The organism is Thermobacillus sp. ZCTH02-B1 (genome assembly GCF_002159085.1).
Lineage (GTDB): Bacteria > Bacillota > Bacilli > Paenibacillales > Paenibacillaceae > Thermobacillus.
Window position 1 is genome coordinate 226277 of sequence record NZ_LZRU01000019.1, and the last position, 16142, is coordinate 242418.

At 68.4% G+C, this 16142-nt stretch carries 13 protein-coding genes and 1 riboswitch; of the genes, 10 read left to right on the top strand and 3 right to left on the bottom strand.

Annotation, left to right across the window (positions count from 1 at the left end):
- Window positions 1-36: 36 nt before the first annotated feature.
- The gene (locus A9Z00_RS09365) at window positions 37-1104 is read left to right on the top strand and encodes an aminopeptidase (RefSeq protein ID WP_296976286.1); all 1068 of its coding nucleotides are present in this window, start codon (window positions 37-39) and stop codon (window positions 1102-1104) included.
- A 177-nt stretch (window positions 1105-1281) separates the two neighbouring features.
- Here the strand turns inward: A9Z00_RS09365 and A9Z00_RS09370 are convergent, their stop codons facing one another.
- Window positions 1282-2589 (bottom strand): aminotransferase class I/II-fold pyridoxal phosphate-dependent enzyme, encoded by a 1308-nt coding sequence (locus tag A9Z00_RS09370; protein ID WP_296976399.1) that lies wholly within the window; start codon window positions 2587-2589, stop codon window positions 1282-1284.
- Between the two features lie 212 nt (window positions 2590-2801).
- Here A9Z00_RS09370 and A9Z00_RS09375 point away from each other — a divergent pair, with 212 nt between their 5' ends.
- Window positions 2802-3587 carry a helix-turn-helix domain-containing protein gene (locus A9Z00_RS09375; protein ID WP_296976289.1) on the top strand — a complete coding sequence of 262 codons (786 nt, stop codon included), beginning with the start codon at window positions 2802-2804 and terminating at the stop codon, window positions 3585-3587.
- 36 nt (window positions 3588-3623) lie between these two features.
- Here A9Z00_RS09375 and A9Z00_RS09380 read toward each other — a convergent pair whose 3' ends face one another.
- Window positions 3624-4244 (bottom strand): pyridoxamine 5'-phosphate oxidase family protein, encoded by a 621-nt coding sequence (locus tag A9Z00_RS09380; RefSeq protein WP_296976292.1) that lies wholly within the window; start codon window positions 4242-4244, stop codon window positions 3624-3626.
- Between the two features lie 118 nt (window positions 4245-4362).
- Here A9Z00_RS09380 and pdxR point away from each other — a divergent pair, with 118 nt between their 5' ends.
- Window positions 4363-5886, top strand: a complete 1524-nt coding sequence (pdxR, locus tag A9Z00_RS09385; protein ID WP_296976295.1) for a MocR-like pyridoxine biosynthesis transcription factor PdxR — start codon at window positions 4363-4365, stop codon at window positions 5884-5886.
- A gap of 211 nt (window positions 5887-6097) precedes the next feature.
- On the opposite strand, the gene asd is transcribed toward pdxR, so the two are convergent.
- Entirely contained in the window at window positions 6098-6889 is a 792-nt protein-coding gene (asd, locus tag A9Z00_RS09390) for an archaetidylserine decarboxylase (RefSeq protein ID WP_296976299.1), read from the bottom strand.
- 199 nt (window positions 6890-7088) lie between these two features.
- Here asd and A9Z00_RS09395 point away from each other — a divergent pair, with 199 nt between their 5' ends.
- From A9Z00_RS09395 to thiD, 7 genes are all read left to right on the top strand, one after another.
- A complete protein-coding gene (locus A9Z00_RS09395; protein ID WP_296976301.1) occupies window positions 7089-8252 on the top strand; it encodes a glycosyltransferase family 4 protein in 1164 nt (387 codons plus the stop codon).
- A gap of 107 nt (window positions 8253-8359) precedes the next feature.
- A riboswitch (TPP riboswitch) is annotated at window positions 8360-8466 on the top strand.
- Window positions 8467-9234: 768 nt separating this feature from the next.
- A complete protein-coding gene (gene thiC, locus A9Z00_RS09400) occupies window positions 9235-11001 on the top strand; it encodes a phosphomethylpyrimidine synthase ThiC (RefSeq protein ID WP_296976304.1) in 1767 nt (588 codons plus the stop codon).
- The gene (locus A9Z00_RS09405; protein ID WP_296976307.1) at window positions 10994-12283 is read left to right on the top strand and encodes a ThiF family adenylyltransferase; all 1290 of its coding nucleotides are present in this window, start codon (window positions 10994-10996) and stop codon (window positions 12281-12283) included. The genes thiC and A9Z00_RS09405 overlap by 8 nt, the downstream gene beginning before the upstream one ends.
- The gene (gene thiE / locus A9Z00_RS09410; protein WP_367189384.1) at window positions 12280-13188 is read left to right on the top strand and encodes a thiamine phosphate synthase; all 909 of its coding nucleotides are present in this window, start codon (window positions 12280-12282) and stop codon (window positions 13186-13188) included. The genes A9Z00_RS09405 and thiE overlap by 4 nt, the downstream gene beginning before the upstream one ends.
- A gap of 4 nt (window positions 13189-13192) precedes the next feature.
- Entirely contained in the window at window positions 13193-14041 is an 849-nt protein-coding gene (locus A9Z00_RS09420; protein ID WP_296976310.1) for a thiazole synthase, read from the top strand.
- On the top strand, window positions 14038-15186 hold the full coding sequence (gene thiO / locus A9Z00_RS09425; protein WP_296976313.1) for a glycine oxidase ThiO: 1149 nt from the start codon (window positions 14038-14040) through the stop codon (window positions 15184-15186). The genes A9Z00_RS09420 and thiO overlap by 4 nt, the downstream gene beginning before the upstream one ends.
- On the top strand, window positions 15186-16040 hold the full coding sequence (thiD, locus tag A9Z00_RS09430; protein WP_296976316.1) for a bifunctional hydroxymethylpyrimidine kinase/phosphomethylpyrimidine kinase: 855 nt from the start codon (window positions 15186-15188) through the stop codon (window positions 16038-16040). Before thiO ends, thiD begins: the two co-directional genes overlap by 1 nt.
- The last annotated feature ends 102 nt before the right edge of the window (window positions 16041-16142 follow it).

Sequence of the window (16142 nt, forward strand, 5' to 3'; positions counted from 1 at the left end):
TACCCAATATACCTGCAACGAAAGGGAGGCGTTCCCATGCGTGATCCGCGAGTGGAACAGTTGGCGAAGGTGCTCGTCGGCCATTCGATCAAGGCGAAGCCCGGCGAGCGGGTGCTCATCATCGGCAACGCCGAGACGGCGCCGCTGATCAAGGAGACGTTCCGCGAGGTGCTGCGGGCGGGCGCCCATCCGATCCTGCAGGTCGGACTGGCGGAACTCGACAAAATCTTCTTCGACGAGGCGAACGACGAGCAGCTTCGGGACATCGAAGTGATGGAGTGGCTGTATCACAAGGCGGACGCCGTCATCCGCATTCTCGGCGGCGCCAACAACAAGGAGCTGACCGGCGTCGATCCGAAGCGGCTCACCGAACGACGCCGCGCGACGGCAAAGCTGTCCGAGTACCTGATGAAGGGCGGCGCGCGCTGGGTGCTGACGCTGTTCCCGACGCAGGCGCAGGCGCAGGACGCCGAAATGTCGCTCGAGGAATACGAGGACTTCGTCTTCTCGGCGACGAACGTCGACTACGCGGAAATGGAGCGGTCCATGAAAGTCGTTGCCGAGCGGTTCGACCGCGCGAGCAAGGTGCGCATCGTCGGGAAGGAGACGGACCTGACCGTCGACATCGCAGGCCGCAAGGGCGTCATCTGCGCCGGAGAGCACAACGTGCCGGACGGCGAAATCTTCTACTCGCCGAACCATCTGCTCACCGAAGGCCGCATTTATTACGACTGGCCGACCGTCTACAACGGCCGCGAGATCAGCGGCATCCGGCTCGTGTTCGAAAAGGGCAGGGTCGTCCAGGCGTCCGCCGAGAAGGGCGAGGACGCGCTGCTCGCCGCCCTTGACACGGACGAGGGGGCGCGCTATCTCGGCGAACTCGGCATCGGCATGAACTTCGGCATCACGCGTCCGACGAAGGATATTCTGTTCGACGAGAAAATCGGCGGCTCCGTCCACCTCGCGCTCGGCCGCGCCTATGAGGAGGCGGGCGGCGGCAACGAGTCCGCGATCCACTGGGACATGGTGAAGAACCTGAAGGACGGCGGCGAGATCTACCTCGACGGCGAACTGGTGCAGAAGGACGGCAAATGGCTCTTCTGACCGCCGTGCGGGCGGGGGACAAAAGAAAACCGCGCAGGCAACGGTCAACGGCAACCACGGGAAGAACGCCGGGAACCGGAAAACAAAACCCGCAGCGAGCGAAGCGCCTTTACGGGCTGACATCCCGCGAATGCGCTCCGCCCTGCGGGTTTTTCGGTCTTCCGGTTATGGCAGGTTTCACGCCCGGCCTTCCTTCACGTCGAGCACGGCCTTGTGGATCGAGTCGAACAGCTCCTCCAGATGTTCCTCCTCGATGCACGAGAACGCGACGCGCAGATCCGTCTCGCCGAGCGCGATCGTGCCGACGCCGTAGGCATCGAGCAGCCGCTTCCGCACCTGTTCGGCGGAGACGCCGTTCAGCTTCAGGCACATGAAATAGCCGGAATTGAACGGGTAATATTCCCACGCGCCCGCGTACCGGCCGCTGTCGAGCAGCTCCTTCACGCGGTTCGCGCGCCGCTTCATGATGTTGAACTTTTCGAGCCTCTGCCCGTCGAATTCCGGAGATTGCAGGGCGCGCAGCACGAACGTCTGCGACGGATGCGGGCCGCTCGAGATCGTGGCGCGGATGATGCCGAGCGTCTTTTGCTCGAGCGCGGCGAGCAGCTCTTCGGACTCCGACGCGTACGTGATGAAGCCGACGCGGAAGCCCCAGACGTACTCCTCCTTCGTGGCGCCGTCGATCTTGACGGGAAGGACGCGCGGATGCAGGCCGGCCAGCTTGCCGAACAGCGACTCGCGCAGCGAGTCCTCGAAGAACAGCGCGAAATAGGCGTCGTCCGTCACGGCCACGACGTTCACGCCGGCCTCGGCCGCTTCCCGGATCGCGGCGACGATCTCGTCGCCTTCCGCGTTGCCCGGCGTGTAGCCGGTCGGATTGTTCGGGAAGTTCAGGATGACGATCGCCTTGCCGCTCCGGTCTTTGCGGGACAGGATCGCGTCGCGCAGCCCGGCGCTGTTGAACCGGTTCCGCGCGTCATACAGCGGATATTGCACAATCTCCGCGCCGCGGCGGACGCCGAAGGTCAGCTCGTAGTTCTCCCAGTTCTTGTCGGGCAGAATCACCGCGTCGCCGGGGTCCGCGAACAGGTCGGCGACGATGCTGAGGCCGTGCGTGAGCGCGTTCGTCGCGATCGGCAGGCCGAACGATTTGCCCCGAAGCGACGGGTTGTCCTTCAGCATCTTCTCGCGCCACGCCTTGCGCAGCTCGGGCTTGCCGGCCGGCGGGGCGTAGTCGTACAGGTCCTTCGGGTCGTATTCGGACAGCGTCCGCTGGATGACTTCGAGATGCATCGGCTGGCCGTTCTCGAGGGCGATGCCGATCGTCGCGTTGAAGCGTTTCGCCTTCGCGCGCGCTTCGGCCGACTGGCTCAGGATCCCCACCTTCGGAAAATAGATCGCCCGACCCAAATCGGACAGCATGGCGTAGACGTGGGGGTTCTCGCGTTCAATCGTCTCGTTCAGTTGTCTGGCCAACGGATGAATCGTCAATCGTTCCTCGCATCCTTTCCGTATAAGCTCATGTCCGGGCAGCCGGACGTCGTCCATTGCCCGAATATTATATCATCACGGGTTCACCATTGCCATGACAAACGTACTTGTGGCCGCGTGCCGCGCGCACCGGTCCGTGTTGCGCGATTTTTCGGCACTGATGTATGATGGGGGCAGAACGCTGCGGACATGAAGGAGGTGGCGACATGCTGAAACTGTCACCGAATTCGCTTGTGCTGCTGCCGTGGGTGGCCAAAATCAGCTGCGAACCCAACTGGCGCTGGGCGAAAAGGGAAAAGCCGCTGCCCAACTACGATCTGTTCTACGTCTGGAGCGGACAGGGATGGCTGGAGCTTCACGACAAGACGTACGAGATCGGCCCGGGAAGCTGCTTCCTGTTCCGTCCGGGCGACCACCCGACCGCGACGCACAATCCGCAGAAACCGCTCACCCTGACCTACATCCACTTCGACGTGACGGAACCGGTCGAACTCATCCCGAAATCGTACCGGGTGATCCGGGAGACGGTCGAATTCGAGCATCTGCTGTCCCGGTACGTGCGCAGGTTTCTGTTCAAAACCTACGCGTACGAGGAAGAAGCGAGACTCCTCCTCAAGCTGCTGCTCATCCATTTGCTGCGCGAGGACTACGGCCAGCCGCAGGAGAAAAAGACGAGCAACCACCTGACCGAGACGATCCACGAGATCGCGAACTATATCCGCCAGCATCCGGGCATGCAGCACCGCGTCGAGGATCTGGCACGCCGCGCCAACCTGTCGCCGCGTTATTTCTCGATCAAGTTCAAGGAACTGATCGGCATGTCGGTGCAGCAATACCTGATCCGATCCCGGATCGAACGCGCGCAGCATCTCCTGATGCACACCGGGATGAACGTGACGGAAGTGGCGGACGCCCTCGGATATCGGGACATCTTTTTCTTCAGCCGCCAGTTCAAACAATATACGGGCAAGAGCCCGTCCGAAGTGCGATAGGGCGAAGCCGTCCGCCGGACGGTCCGGCGGGCGGCTTCATGTCTTCGGCTCCCGCGGCCGGTACCGTTCCATCAGCTCCGTCGTCTCCGCGTCGAGCGGCAGGCCGCGCTCCCTGAGCCGCCCGGCGATTTCCGCGCGCTTCTCGTCCGTCAGGTTCTGGCCGAATTTGAACTTGGCGGTGACGGATTCCGGCACCAGCTTCAGGACGGCGACGCCCTTCAGGCGCGGCGCGTACCGCGGATCGTCCGGGCGGATCGGGTCGTAGCCGCCCTCCGGCTGCAGCTTCCGCATCAGCGCGCCGAGGGCCGCGGCTTTCTCCGTTACATCTTCAACGACCTCGATGCGGCCCGAAATGACCACCGACTTGAAATAGGCGGACGCCGGACAGGCCAGCTCCGGATCGGTAAAATAGGACGGAATGATCGCGTATTCCCGCGCGACGGCGAAGGCGACCCGCGGATTCTGGCGGATGCTGTCCATTTTCTCCCCGATCCGGCTGCCGTGGAAGTAGAACGCCCCGTCCGTATACACGAAATTGAGCGGCGTGATGCCGGGCCGCCCGTCCGGGCGGATCACCGACAGGAAGCCGAAGCTCGCTTCCGCGAGGAACCGTTCGATTTCCCCGGAATCCGTGACCTCGAATTCTTCCCTTCTCATTCCCAATTTCCCCCTTTCGTGCGAATCCGATCATAATCCGGCAATTGACAGGTTGGAAGAGCCGATTCATAGTAAAAAAAACAGGTCCAATTTCACGGGCGGATCGGGGGAATGCGGAATGAGCGGTTTCGAGATCGCGGTGCGGCCGCTGTACGAGAGGTTTCTGGCGGAAGGACGCGGCAAGCGGGATGCCCTTTACGAGGCGATCCGCGCCGCGATGCTGGCGGGGGCGGTGCCGGAGGGCTCGCGGCTTCCGGCGACGCGGCTGCTCGCCGCTTCGTTCGGCGTATCCCGCGGCGTGGCCGCGGCGGCGTACGACATGCTGCACGCGGAGGGCTACGTGCGGACCGCCGTCGGATCGGGAACGTACGCGGCGTACCGCGCGCCGCAAGGAGGACGGATCGGGGGAGCGGACGGGCGGGACCGCGCGGCGGGCGAAGGACGGGAAGGGCCGGCCGGGGAGCTTCGGCTGTCCGCGCCGGGCAGCCGGATCGTTGCCGCGGCCGGACGCATGCGGCTTGCCCCGGAGCCCGGCGCCCCGTACGACCTTCGGATCGGGCAGCCGGTGATCGCGGATTTTCCCCATGACGAATGGAAGCGGGCCGTCTACGCGGAGATTCGGCGTTTCCCGGGCAGGCTGCGGGAGGATGCCTTCCGGGCCGAAGGCCACGGGCCGCTGCGCAGCGCGATCGCCCGGCATCTCGCGGCGACGCGGGGCATCCGGGCGGCTCCCGACCAGATCGTCGTGACGAACGGCTCGATGCAGGCGATCGCGCTGATCGCGATGATGCTGCTCGACCCCGGCGATCCGGCCGTCGTCGAGGATCCGGGTTATCCGGGCACCTGGGCGTCGGTGGAGGCGGCGGGAGGACGGTTGATTGCGGCGCGGGTGGACCAGTCGGGCATCGTGCCGGAGGACTGGCCGGTGCGGCTGCTGTTCGTCACGCCGAGCCGGCAGTTCCCGACCGGCGGCGTGCTGCCGATGGAGCGCCGCGCGGCGCTGCTGGACTGGGCGGTGCGGCGGGGCGCCGTCATCGTCGAGGACGACTACGACAGCGAGTTCCACTGGGGCGGTCGGCCGGTGGAGCCGCTGAAGGCGATGGACCGGGACGGCCGCGTGATCTATATCGGCACGTTCTCGCGGACGATGCTTCAGGACGTCCGGATCGGCTTCGCGGTGCTGCCCGACGGGCTCGTGGAGCCGTTCCGCCGTTTGAAGGCGTGGATCGAGCCGCATCCGACGGATCTCATCTGGCAGCGGGCCCTGGCGCGGTTCATGGCTTCGGGCGCGTACGCCCGCCATCTGCGGCGCATGCAGCGCATCTGCGGGACGAGGCTGATCCGGTTCCGCAGGTTGCTGGAGGAGCTGCCGGGGGAACCGTTCGATTGGTATCCGGCCGCAAGCGGCCTGCACGTGTACGGCGAATGGCTCGGAGATCCGGATTCGTACGAGGCGTTCCGGGAAGCCTGCCGCGAGCAGGGCGTCGTCTGGACGGACGGGGATCGGTATCGGCTGGAGGCTTCCGATCGGCGCGGCGCGCTGTTCGGATTCGCCCATCTGGATGAACGGACGATGGACGCGGCCGTGGAGCGGATGGCGCGCGCGCTGCCGCGCCCGGGTGGCCTGCGGCGCCGGACCTGATGGGCGGGGGTGCATTTCCGCGTCCGGACGGAAGCGGCGCCGTGCCGTGAAGCGGACGGCCGGCATGCCACGGCACCTTTCCGGCGGCTTCGTCCATAAGGCGCGGAGCGTTCGCCGGATGCCGGAACGGACGGCGGGATGTCGGGCTGCCGCAGCAGCAGATGACGTTGGATCGTCCCGCGGAAAGCGGGGCCTTTTTGTCACGGATTAATCAGGATTTGGGTTTGAGCCGTCCAAGCGCCTCGCCCATGCGGACCTTGTCGCCGACGGCAAGATCGCCGCGCGGCTCGAACGTGCCGTCTTCCGCGAGCAGGACGACGGTCGAACCGAATTCGAACCAGGCGAGCTCGCCGCCGCGGGCAAGCCGCTCCGCCGCGGGGTCGGTGTAGCGGATGCCGCTGACGTTCAGCGCGCCGACCTTCACGAGCGCAATCTCGCCGTGTTCGTGGCGGATGAACGTGATGAGCCGTTCGTTCCGGCTGAGCACCCGCCGCAGGCGGGTCATGCCGAACTCGTTCACGGGATAGACGCGGCCCGGCAGATGGCGGCGCCCGACGACGACGCCGTCCACCGGCGAATGGATGCGGTGGTAGTCGGACGGGCTCAGGTACAGCACGATGCAGTAGCCGTTCCGGTACACGGAAGCGCGCGGACTGAAGCCGAGCAGCTCGTCGATCGGGTAGTCCTGGCCTTTGACGTTGCGGATCGTTCCGCCTTGGACCGGCCCCATGCCGGTGATCCGCGCGTCGACCGGGCTGACGAGGACGCCGGGCGCGTCGTCGACCGGGCGGGCTCCCGGTTTGAGCCGCCGGGTGAAAAATTCGTTCAACGTCGCGTATTCGCCGATCGGCTTCTCCGCTTCCTCGACCGCGATGCCGTAGGCGCGCGCAAACCGCGGGATGAGCGCCTTGCTGGCGGGGGAATGAGCGATGCGGCCGGCGAGGCGCGAGATCCATTTCCGCGAACCCAATTCCGTAAGCGTCCTCAGCAGCCATCGGCTCATGCTGCGCCAACTCCTTCCTTGCGGGGTTCGTGCGTCACCCCTGCGGGCTTCGCCGCTAGTGTGCCACAACGCCGCGGACAATTCAACCGAAAAACCGGCGCGGATCCGCCGCGGCAGGATGCGGACCGGCTCCCGGGACATCCGCCGCCCCGCCCGCATATGTTGCAGGCAGGGATTCCGGTTGGAGGAGGTCGGGCCGATGGCTCCGGTGAGGGTGGCCTTTGTCACGCCCGGTTCGTTCGTGTTTCCTTCGCCCGGCGCGAGCTCGGTCGAACGCGTCCTCGAATACCTCGTTCCCCGGCTGGACCGGACGCGGTTCGAGCCGCGCATCTACGGCCGGACGGGGCGCGGGGCGGGCCGCGTCGGATCGATCGGCGGCGTGCGCGTCGAGCGGTTTCCCGCCGCCGACAAGCGCGCGTATGTGCGGGCGGTCGGGAAGGCGATGCGGAAATTCCGCCCGCACCTCATCCAGGTGGAGAACCGTCCGCTCTACGTGCTCCGGCTGAGGCGGCGTTTTCCCCGCACGAAAATCTGGCTGAGCCTCCAGTCGAAGACGTTCATCGGGCGGCGGTACATCCGGAAAGCGGACCTGAAGCGGAGCCTCGCGGCGGCCGACCTGGTGCTCGTCAACAGCGACTGGCTGCGCCGGACGGTGGCCGGGCGGGTGCCGGAGGCGGCCGACAAGCTGCGCGTCATCCATCTGGGCGTGGATCTCGAGCGCTTCCGGCCGATCTGGGACGAGCGGTACGCCGAAAAAAGGCGTCAGCTCCGCGAGGACCGCGGCTGGACGAACCGGACCGTCGTGCTGTTCACCGGCCGGCTCATCCCGCGCAAGGGCGTGCATCATCTGCTGGCGATCCTGCCGAAGCTGGCCGAGAAGCATCCCGAAGTGCTGCTCGTCATCGTCGGCAGCCCGTTTTACGGTTCGCACCGGGAGACGGCGTATTCCCGCCGGCTGAAGCGGATGGCGCGCGCGATGAAGCGGCATGTGAAATTCGTGCCGTACGTGCCGTACACGAAGGTGCCCGACTGGTTCCTCGCGGCCGACATCGCCGTCGTTCCGTCGAAGCCGGGAGAGGCGTTCGGCCTCGTCAACGTCGAGGCGATGGCGAGCGGACTGCCGGTCGTCGCCTCGCGGGTCGGCGGCATCGTCGAGGTGGTGGCGGACGGCGAGACGGGGTATCTCGTCGATCCGGCGAACATGGAGGCGGAGCTGCTCACGCGGATCGGCGAGCTCGTCCGCGATCCGGATCTCCGCAGGCGGATGGGCGAGGCCGGCCGGAAGCGCGTCGAGGAGAAGTTCACATGGGACCGGACAGCCGAAGCGTGGATGGCGCTGTTCAAACGGGAAATCGGGGGGTGACGGGTTCAAGGCGCCGGGATTTCGCGCGGGTGGAATCCGGAGGAGATATTTTTTGTCCAATCTCAAGATTGGTTGACAGATGAAGGGAACTCCCGTATAGTAAAAATCGAATCCACTAGGGGCGCCCTTGCGGGCTGAGATAAGGCGGAAACGCCTTTGTCCCTTTGAACCTGATCTGGGTAATGCCAGCGTAGGGAAGTGGGATTGGCTTCGGAATACGATGCATCATGGGCGTGCATCCGGCGCGCCGCAGGCCGCCGCATGCCCGTCGTGTACCCGTCGTGCACCCTGAAAGCCGCTTCCCCGCGAAGCGGCTTTTTGCGTATGCGGGGAAGGCGGAACGGGACGCGGCCCGCCGGCAGGCGGGCGGATGCGCCGCGCGGATGCGCCGCGCGCAAACCGGACGCGGTCATGCCGGCCGTGACGGATGCGGCGCGCGAACCGGACGCGGATGCATGACGGATGCGGCGCGCGCGAACCGGGACTGCGGGCCGGTTGAACGCGGGGTTGCCGCGGTGCGTGATGCATGCGCGGAAGACGGACCGTGCGGTCGCAGGCGAAGCGCGATATGCTCATGGATGCTGCGCGGGCAGCGGATGCGGCGGCAAAGGACCCGCTCCGGGCCGGTTGCCGCCACCGGTGCCGCGGACGCGGATCGTGGGGGTTCCGCGGCGCGATCCGGTCACGGACGTGCGGACCGCGGGGTCGCCGCGGTGCACGAACCGATTGGTGCGGTTCGCGGGGCCATCGCGGTGCCCGATTCGATCCGGGACGGACGGACCGCGAGGCCGCTGCGATGCACGATCCGATCGCGGATGCGCGGATCGTGCGGGACGCGCCGCTTGCGATCCGATCCGGGACGGACCGCGGGGCGATCGTTCCCGCGGCGTCCGCGCCGGGCACCCTCCGCCGATGCCGGACTACCGAAGCCGCTCGCCGGCCTCCTATGGATTCGCATCATCCAAACGGGAGGTCTTTTTTCATGCCCATCGAGATTTCCGCCACCCCGATCCCCGGCAGCCGGAAGGTCTACGTCACCGGCAGCCGCCCCGATCTGCGCGTGCCGATGCGCGAGGTCGCGCTCGCGCCGAGCCGCACCCTCCGGGGCGAAGTCCCCAATGCTCCGGTCTGGCTGTACGACACCAGCGGGCCGTACACCGATCCCGACGCCGACATCGACATCCGCCGCGGCCTCAAGCCCCTGCGCAGCGCCTGGATCGCCGAGCGCGGCGACATCGAGGAATACGAAGGCCGCGCCGAACGGCCGGAAGACGACGGCTGGCGAACGGCGGAGCAGATGGAGCGCGCGGGCATCGAGCGGTTCCCCGGCCCGAAGCGGCGGCCGCTGCGGGCGAAACCCGGCCGCGCCGTCACCCAGATGTACTACGCGCGGAAAGGCATCATCACGCCCGAGATGGAGTTCGTCGCGATCCGCGAGGGGATGGACCCCGAATTCGTCCGCGCCGAAGTGGCGGCGGGCCGCGCGGTCATCCCGGCGAACGTCAACCATCCCGAGAGCGAACCGATGATCATCGGCCGGAAATTCCACGTCAAGATCAACGCGAACATCGGCAATTCCGCCGTCGCGTCCTCGATCGAGGAAGAAGTCGAGAAGATGGTCTGGGCGATCCGCTGGGGCGCCGACACGGTCATGGACCTGTCCACGGGGCGGAACATCCACGCGACCCGCGAATGGATCATCCGCAATTCGCCCGTGCCCGTCGGCACCGTGCCGATCTACCAGGCGCTCGAGAAGGTCGGCGGCAATCCCGCCGATCTGACGTGGGAGGTCTACCGCGACACGCTGATCGAGCAGGCGGAGCAGGGCGTCGACTACATGACGATCCACGCGGGCGTGCTGCTGCGCTACATTCCGCTCACGGCGAAGCGGGTGACGGGCATCGTCTCGCGCGGCGGCTCGATCATGGCGTCCTGGTGCCTCGCGCATCACGAGGAGAACTTCCTGTACACCCATTTCCATGAAATCTGCGAGATTCTTCGCGCCTACGACATCACGGTCTCCCTCGGCGACGGCCTCCGGCCCGGCTCGATCGCCGACGCGAACGACGAGGCGCAGTTCGCCGAGCTCGAGACGCTGGGCGAGCTGACGAAGATCGCGTGGGAGCACGATGTGCAGGTGATGGTCGAAGGTCCGGGCCACATCCCGATGCATCTGATCAAGGAAAACGTCGACCGCCAGGCGGCCGTCTGCCACGACGCCCCGTTCTACACGCTCGGGCCGCTCACGACCGACATCGCGCCCGGCTACGACCACATCACGTCGGCGATCGGCGCCGCGATGATCGGCTGGTACGGCACGGCGATGCTCTGCTACGTGACACCGAAGGAGCATCTCGGCCTGCCGAACCGGGACGACGTGAAGGAGGGGGTCATCGCCTACAAGATCGCCGCCCACGCCGCCGACCTCGCGAAAGGCCATCCGCGGGCGCGGGAGTGGGACGACGCGCTCTCGAAGGCGCGGTTCGAGTTCCGCTGGCGCGACCAGTTCCATCTTGCGCTCGATCCGGAGCGGGCGATGGCGTACCACGACGAGACGCTGCCGGCCGAAGGAGCGAAGACGGCCCATTTCTGCTCGATGTGCGGGCCGAAGTTCTGCAGCATGAAGATCACGCAGGAGCTCCGGGATTACGCGGCGAGCCGCGGCATGACGCTCGAGGAGGCGGTCGAGGCGGGCCTCCGGGAGCGCGCCGGCGCGTTCCGCGAATCGGGAGGAAGCCTGTATGGCTGACGCCGGCCGGACGAACGGGGCGGGGGAAAAGCAACCGGCGGACCGTGCGGCGGAATCCCCGGCTCTGGGCCCGGCCGCGCTGGAACGGTACAGCCGGCAGATCCGGTTCGCGCCGATCGGCCCGGAGGGGCAGCGCCGGCTGCTCGATTCGACGGTGCTGATCGTCGGCGCCGGCGCCCTCGGGGCTTCGCTCGCGCAGCATATGGCGCGGGCCGGCGTCGGGCATATCCGCATCGTCGACCGGGATTTCGTCGAACCCAGCAACCTGCAGCGGCAGACGCTGTTCGACGAGGAGGACGCCCGGATGGCCCTGCCGAAGGCGGCCGCCGCGGCGGCGAAGCTCAGGCGGATCAACAGCGGCATCGCGATCGAGGAGCATGTCGCGGACGTCACGCGGGAAAATGCGGCGGCGTTTGCCGAAGGGACGGATCTCGTCCTCGACGGAACGGACAACGCCGCGACGCGGCTCGTCCTGAGCGACGCCTGCTTCTCCCTCGGCATTCCGTTCGTGTACGGCGGCGCCGTCGGCGCGGAGGGCATGAGCGCTCCGCTCGTGCCCGGCGAGACGGCCTGCCTGCGCTGCCTGATCGGCGATGAGCACGGGGCGGCGGAAGCGGGAACGTGCGAGACGGAGGGCGTCATCTCGCCGATCGTCGAGCTGGTCGCCGCCCTGCAGGCGGCCGAGGCGCTCAAATGGCTGACCGGCCATCGCGGCGCGCTGCGCCGGACCTGGCTGTCCGTCTCGCTCTGGCCGTTCGCCTTCCGGGAATGGCGGCTGCCCGGCCCGACCCGGGATTGTCCGGTGTGCGGCCGGGCGAGGCTGATCGAGACCGGAGGCGGGGCGGTCCGCGGGTCGGTTCCGGGGGAAAGGAGCGCCTCCGCGTTGGCGGCACGGGAAAGCGTCGCGTTTCCGGATGCGCGGTCCGCCGGTGCAGCGGACGCGCGGATGCCGTCCGGAACGCCGGAGCGGGCGGCCGTCCGGAATGAAGCGTCCGGCGGTTCCGTCCGCGCCGCCGTCCTGTGCGGCCGGGACACGGTGCAGCTTACGTTCGACCGGCCGCTGCCGCTCGAGCGGATCGAGGCGCAGCTCGCGCGGGCCGGATGCCGCATCACGCGCAACCCGTGGCTCATCCGCGCGGAGACGGCGGACGGCCGGCGGTTCGTTTTGTTCCGGGGCGAAGGGCGCGTGCTGGTGCAGGGCGTCCCGGACGCGGACGAAGCGGCGCGCGCCCTGACGGAGCTTCTGCATCTCGGGGAAGGGGAAGGAGTGACGGTGCGATGAGGCGAGCGGGATTCGATTTTCGGCTGTACGCGATTACGGGTGAGCCCTACCATCCCGGGCGGGATCTGATCGACGTGATGGAGGCGGCGATCCGCGGCGGCGCGGACGTCGTGCAGCTCAGGGACAAGGAGACGCCGCCGTCCCGGCTGCTGGAGAAGGCCCGCGCGCTCCGGGAGCTGACGCGGCGGTACGGCGTGGTCTTCATCGTGAACGACGATCCGGAGCTGGCGCTCGAGGCGGAGGCGGACGGCGTCCATCTCGGCCAGGAGGATATGCCGATCGCGGAGGCGCGCAGGCTGCTCGGCGAAGACAAGATCATCGGCATCTCGACGCACGACATCTTCCAGGCGCGGGAAGCCGTCCGGCAGGGCGCCGACTACATCGGGGTCGGTCCGGTCTATCCGACGCCGACGAAACCGGGCAGGCCGGCGGTCGGGCTCGAATTCGTCCGGCAGGCCGCGCGGGAGATCGCGATTCCGTGGGTCGCGATCGGCGGCATCACGCTGGACAACGCGGACGAGGTGCTGGACGCCGGGGCGCGCCGGCTGTGCGCGGTGTCCGCGATCGTCGGCAGCCCGGACCCCGAAGCGGCGAGCCGGGAATTCCGGAGGCGGATCGAGGCCCGGGAAGCGGGACGGGCGGAAGCCGACGGCGGTGCGGGACGGCGGGCCGATGCGGGCGAAGCGGCGCGATCGGCCGGCGGCCCGATTCCGATCCGGCTCAACGGGCGCGAGACGAAGACGACGGCGCGGACGCTCATGGAGCTCATCGAGCGGCACGGCCTTGCGGACCGGCGCATCGTCGCCGAGGTGGACGGCGAGATCGTCGCGCGCGCCGAGTGGGGCCGGACGCCGCTCAAGGCCGGCGCGGTCGTGGAACTGGTTCATTTCAAGGGAGGAGGCTGATCGGATGTTCGAGGCGAATTACCGCGTCCCGCCGCTCGTGATCGGCGGGCGTACGCTGCGGTCACGCCTTTTTCTCGGCACGGGACGGTTCCCGAACCCGGCGGTCATGATCCAGGCGCTCGAAGCGAGCGGCGCGCAGGTCGTCACGTTCGCCGTCCGCCGGGTGAATCTGGACGAGACGGCGGACGATTCGGTGCTGCAGCATCTCGAGGGGCGGGATCTCATTTATCTGCCGAACACGTCCGGCGCGTCAAACGCGGCCGAAGCGGTGCGCATCGCGCGGCTGGCCCGGGCGGCCGGGCTCGGCGACTGGGTGAAGGTCGAGATCAGCGCCGACCCGCGCACGCTGCTGCCGGATCCGGTCGAGACGCTGAAGGCGACCGCGATGCTGGCCGATGAGGGGTTCACCGTGCTGCCCTACACGTCCGACGATCCGGTGCTGTGCCGGCGGCTCGCGGAGGCCGGGGCGGCCGCCGTCATGCCGGGCGGCTCGCCGATCGGCACCGGGCTCGGCATCCTGAATCCGTACAACCTGCGCCTGATCGCGGAGGAGGCGCAGGTGCCGGTCATCGTCGACGCCGGCCTCGGATCGGCCGCGGACGCCGCGCAGGCGATGGAGCTCGGCGCCTCCGGCATCCTCGTGAACACGCCGGTCGCGAAGGCGCTCGATCCGGTCGCGATGGCCCGCGCGATGGCGCTCGCCGTCGAGGCCGGGGCGCTCTCCCGGGCGGCCGGCCGCATCCCGAAGCGGCGTTACGCCACGGCGAGCAGCGATCCGGACGGCGTGCTCGAGCCGCTCGCGGACCGCGCGGAAGCTTCGGCCGCATCCGTCCCGCGGGTGACGGGCGGATGAGCGGGCGGATCATCATGCTCGGCGGCGGCATCATCGGGCTCGCGTCGGCGTTCGCGGCGGCCGGCCGGGGGTTCGCCGTCACCGTCATCGAGGCCGGCCGGCCCGGCGGACAGGCATCCGGAGCCGCCGCCGGCATGCTGGCGCCGTACACCGAAAATCCGGACGGGCCGGATCCCTTCTTCGCGCTCTGCCTGAAAAGCCTTCGCCTGTACCCCGAATGGCTGGACGAGATCACGGAGGCGTCCGGCGTGCGGGTCGAGCTGCACCGGAGCGGCAGCCTCGCCGTCGCGTTCAACGAAGCGGACGTGCTGCCGCTGACCGCGCGCATGGCCTGGCAGAACCGGTACGGCGCCGGCGCGGAGCTCGTCGATGCGGCCGCGCTCCGGCGGCTCGAGCCGCTGCTTTCGACGGACATCCGGACGGCGCTCCATGTGCCGGAGGAGAGCCACGTGTATGCGCCGGCGCTCGTCGAGGCGCTCGAAGCCGCCTGCCGGCGCCGCGGCGTCTCCGTCATCGCGGAGGCCGGCCGGACCGTGGGCCTGAAGCTCCATGCGGACGGGGTCGAGGTCGCGACGGAGCGCGCCGGGACGTTCGCGGGCGACCGGCTCGTCGTCTGCACGGGCGCCTGGACCGGCCTGTTCGAGCGGGAGCTCGGCATCCCGCTGCCCGTCCACCCGATCCGCGGGCAAATCTGCGCCTACGCGGTGCCGATCGGGCTCGTCCGCCATATCGTCGTCTCGCCGCAGGCCTACTGGACGGCGAAGAGCAACGGCACGCTCGTCTGCGGCGCTTCGGAGGATGTCGCGGGGTTCGACGCGTCCGTCACGGAGCGCGGCATCGCCCGGCTCGTCCGCCAGGGGCCGAAGGTGTTCCCGATGCTGGCCGATCTCGAGCCGGTGCACCGGTGGGCGGGCCTGAGGCCCGGCACCCTCGACGGCCGGCCGCTGATCGGCCGGCTGCCCCACGCGCCGCAGGTCGTGATCGCGGCCGGTCATTACCGGAACGGCATTCTGCTCGCGCCCGTCACGGGCGCGTCCGTCGCCGCGCTGCTTGCGGACGAGGCGCCGCCCGTGCCGCTGGACGCGTTCGATCCGGTGCGATTCGCGCCGGTCAGGCAAATCGGAGGAGAAGGGAGGCCCGCATGATGGCGAACGGACGCCGGCATCCCGTCCCGCGCGCGTTGACGATCGCCGGCTCCGATTCCGGCGGCGGGGCGGGCATCCAGGCCGATCTGAAGACGATGCAGGAGCTCGGCGTTTTCGGGATGAGCGCGATCACGGCCGTGACGGCGCAGAACAGCCTCGGCGTGCAGGGGGTGTGGCCGCTGCCGCCGGAGGCCGTGGCGGCGCAGATCGATTCGGTGCTCGGCGACATCGGCGTCGACGCGGTCAAAACCGGCATGCTGCACGATGCCGCCGTCATCGGGGCGGTCGCGGACGCGCTGGAGCGGCACGCCGTGCCGAGCCTGATCGTCGATCCGGTCATGGTCGCGAAGAGCGGCGATCCGCTGCTCCGCCCGGATGCGGTGGAAGCCCTGAAGCGCCGCATGCTGCCGATGGCCGAGCTCGTCACGCCGAACCTGCCCGAAGCGTGCGCGTTGCTCGGCATCGACGGCCGCGCCATCCGGACGGAAGCGGACATGGTCGGAGCGGCGAGGGAACTGCTCGGGCTCGGCATGCGCAATGTGCTGCTGAAGGGCGGGCATCTTCCGGATACCGGCGGCGAATGCGTCGACGTGCTGTGCGGCGCCGATGCGGAGGAGCCGGTCTTCCTCCGTGCTCCGCGCGTTGCGACGCGGCACACGCACGGGACCGGCTGCACGCTCTCGGCCGCCGTCGCGGCGCTGCGGGCGAAGGGCCTGCCGCTCGCCGAAGCGGTGCGCTCCGCGCGGCGCTTCCTCGGCGAGGCGATCGCGCAGGCCGTGCCGACCGGCGCCGGCGTCGGCTCCCTCTGGCACGCGGCGCACCGGACGGAGTCGCCCGCGGCGGCGGATAGGTGACGCAAGAAGCGGGATGCGCGGCTTCAGGCGGTTCATTTCCCCCGGAACCGTTGAACCTGCCCATGGACGTTTGCATATGATGCAGATGACTCTACGGTGGCA

Excerpts from the sequence above, each read along its gene's own strand:
- A9Z00_RS09365 (WP_296976286.1), top strand. The coding sequence starts at position 37 with ATGCGTGATCCGCGAGTGGAACAGTTGGCGAAGGTGCTCGTCGGCCAT.
- A9Z00_RS09375 (WP_296976289.1), top strand. The coding sequence starts at position 2,802 with ATGCTGAAACTGTCACCGAATTCGCTTGTGCTGCTGCCGTGGGTGGCC.
- A9Z00_RS09380 (WP_296976292.1), bottom strand. The coding sequence starts at position 4,244 with ATGAGAAGGGAAGAATTCGAGGTCACGGATTCCGGGGAAATCGAACGG.
- pdxR (WP_296976295.1), top strand. The coding sequence starts at position 4,363 with ATGAGCGGTTTCGAGATCGCGGTGCGGCCGCTGTACGAGAGGTTTCTG.
- asd (WP_296976299.1), bottom strand. The coding sequence starts at position 6,889 with ATGAGCCGATGGCTGCTGAGGACGCTTACGGAATTGGGTTCGCGGAAA.
- A9Z00_RS09395 (WP_296976301.1), top strand. The coding sequence starts at position 7,089 with ATGGCTCCGGTGAGGGTGGCCTTTGTCACGCCCGGTTCGTTCGTGTTT.
- thiC (WP_296976304.1), top strand. The coding sequence starts at position 9,235 with ATGCCCATCGAGATTTCCGCCACCCCGATCCCCGGCAGCCGGAAGGTC.
- A9Z00_RS09405 (WP_296976307.1), top strand. The coding sequence starts at position 10,994 with ATGGCTGACGCCGGCCGGACGAACGGGGCGGGGGAAAAGCAACCGGCG.
- thiE (WP_367189384.1), top strand. The coding sequence starts at position 12,280 with ATGAGGCGAGCGGGATTCGATTTTCGGCTGTACGCGATTACGGGTGAG.
- A9Z00_RS09420 (WP_296976310.1), top strand. The coding sequence starts at position 13,193 with ATGTTCGAGGCGAATTACCGCGTCCCGCCGCTCGTGATCGGCGGGCGT.
- thiO (WP_296976313.1), top strand. The coding sequence starts at position 14,038 with ATGAGCGGGCGGATCATCATGCTCGGCGGCGGCATCATCGGGCTCGCG.
- thiD (WP_296976316.1), top strand. The coding sequence starts at position 15,186 with ATGGCGAACGGACGCCGGCATCCCGTCCCGCGCGCGTTGACGATCGCC.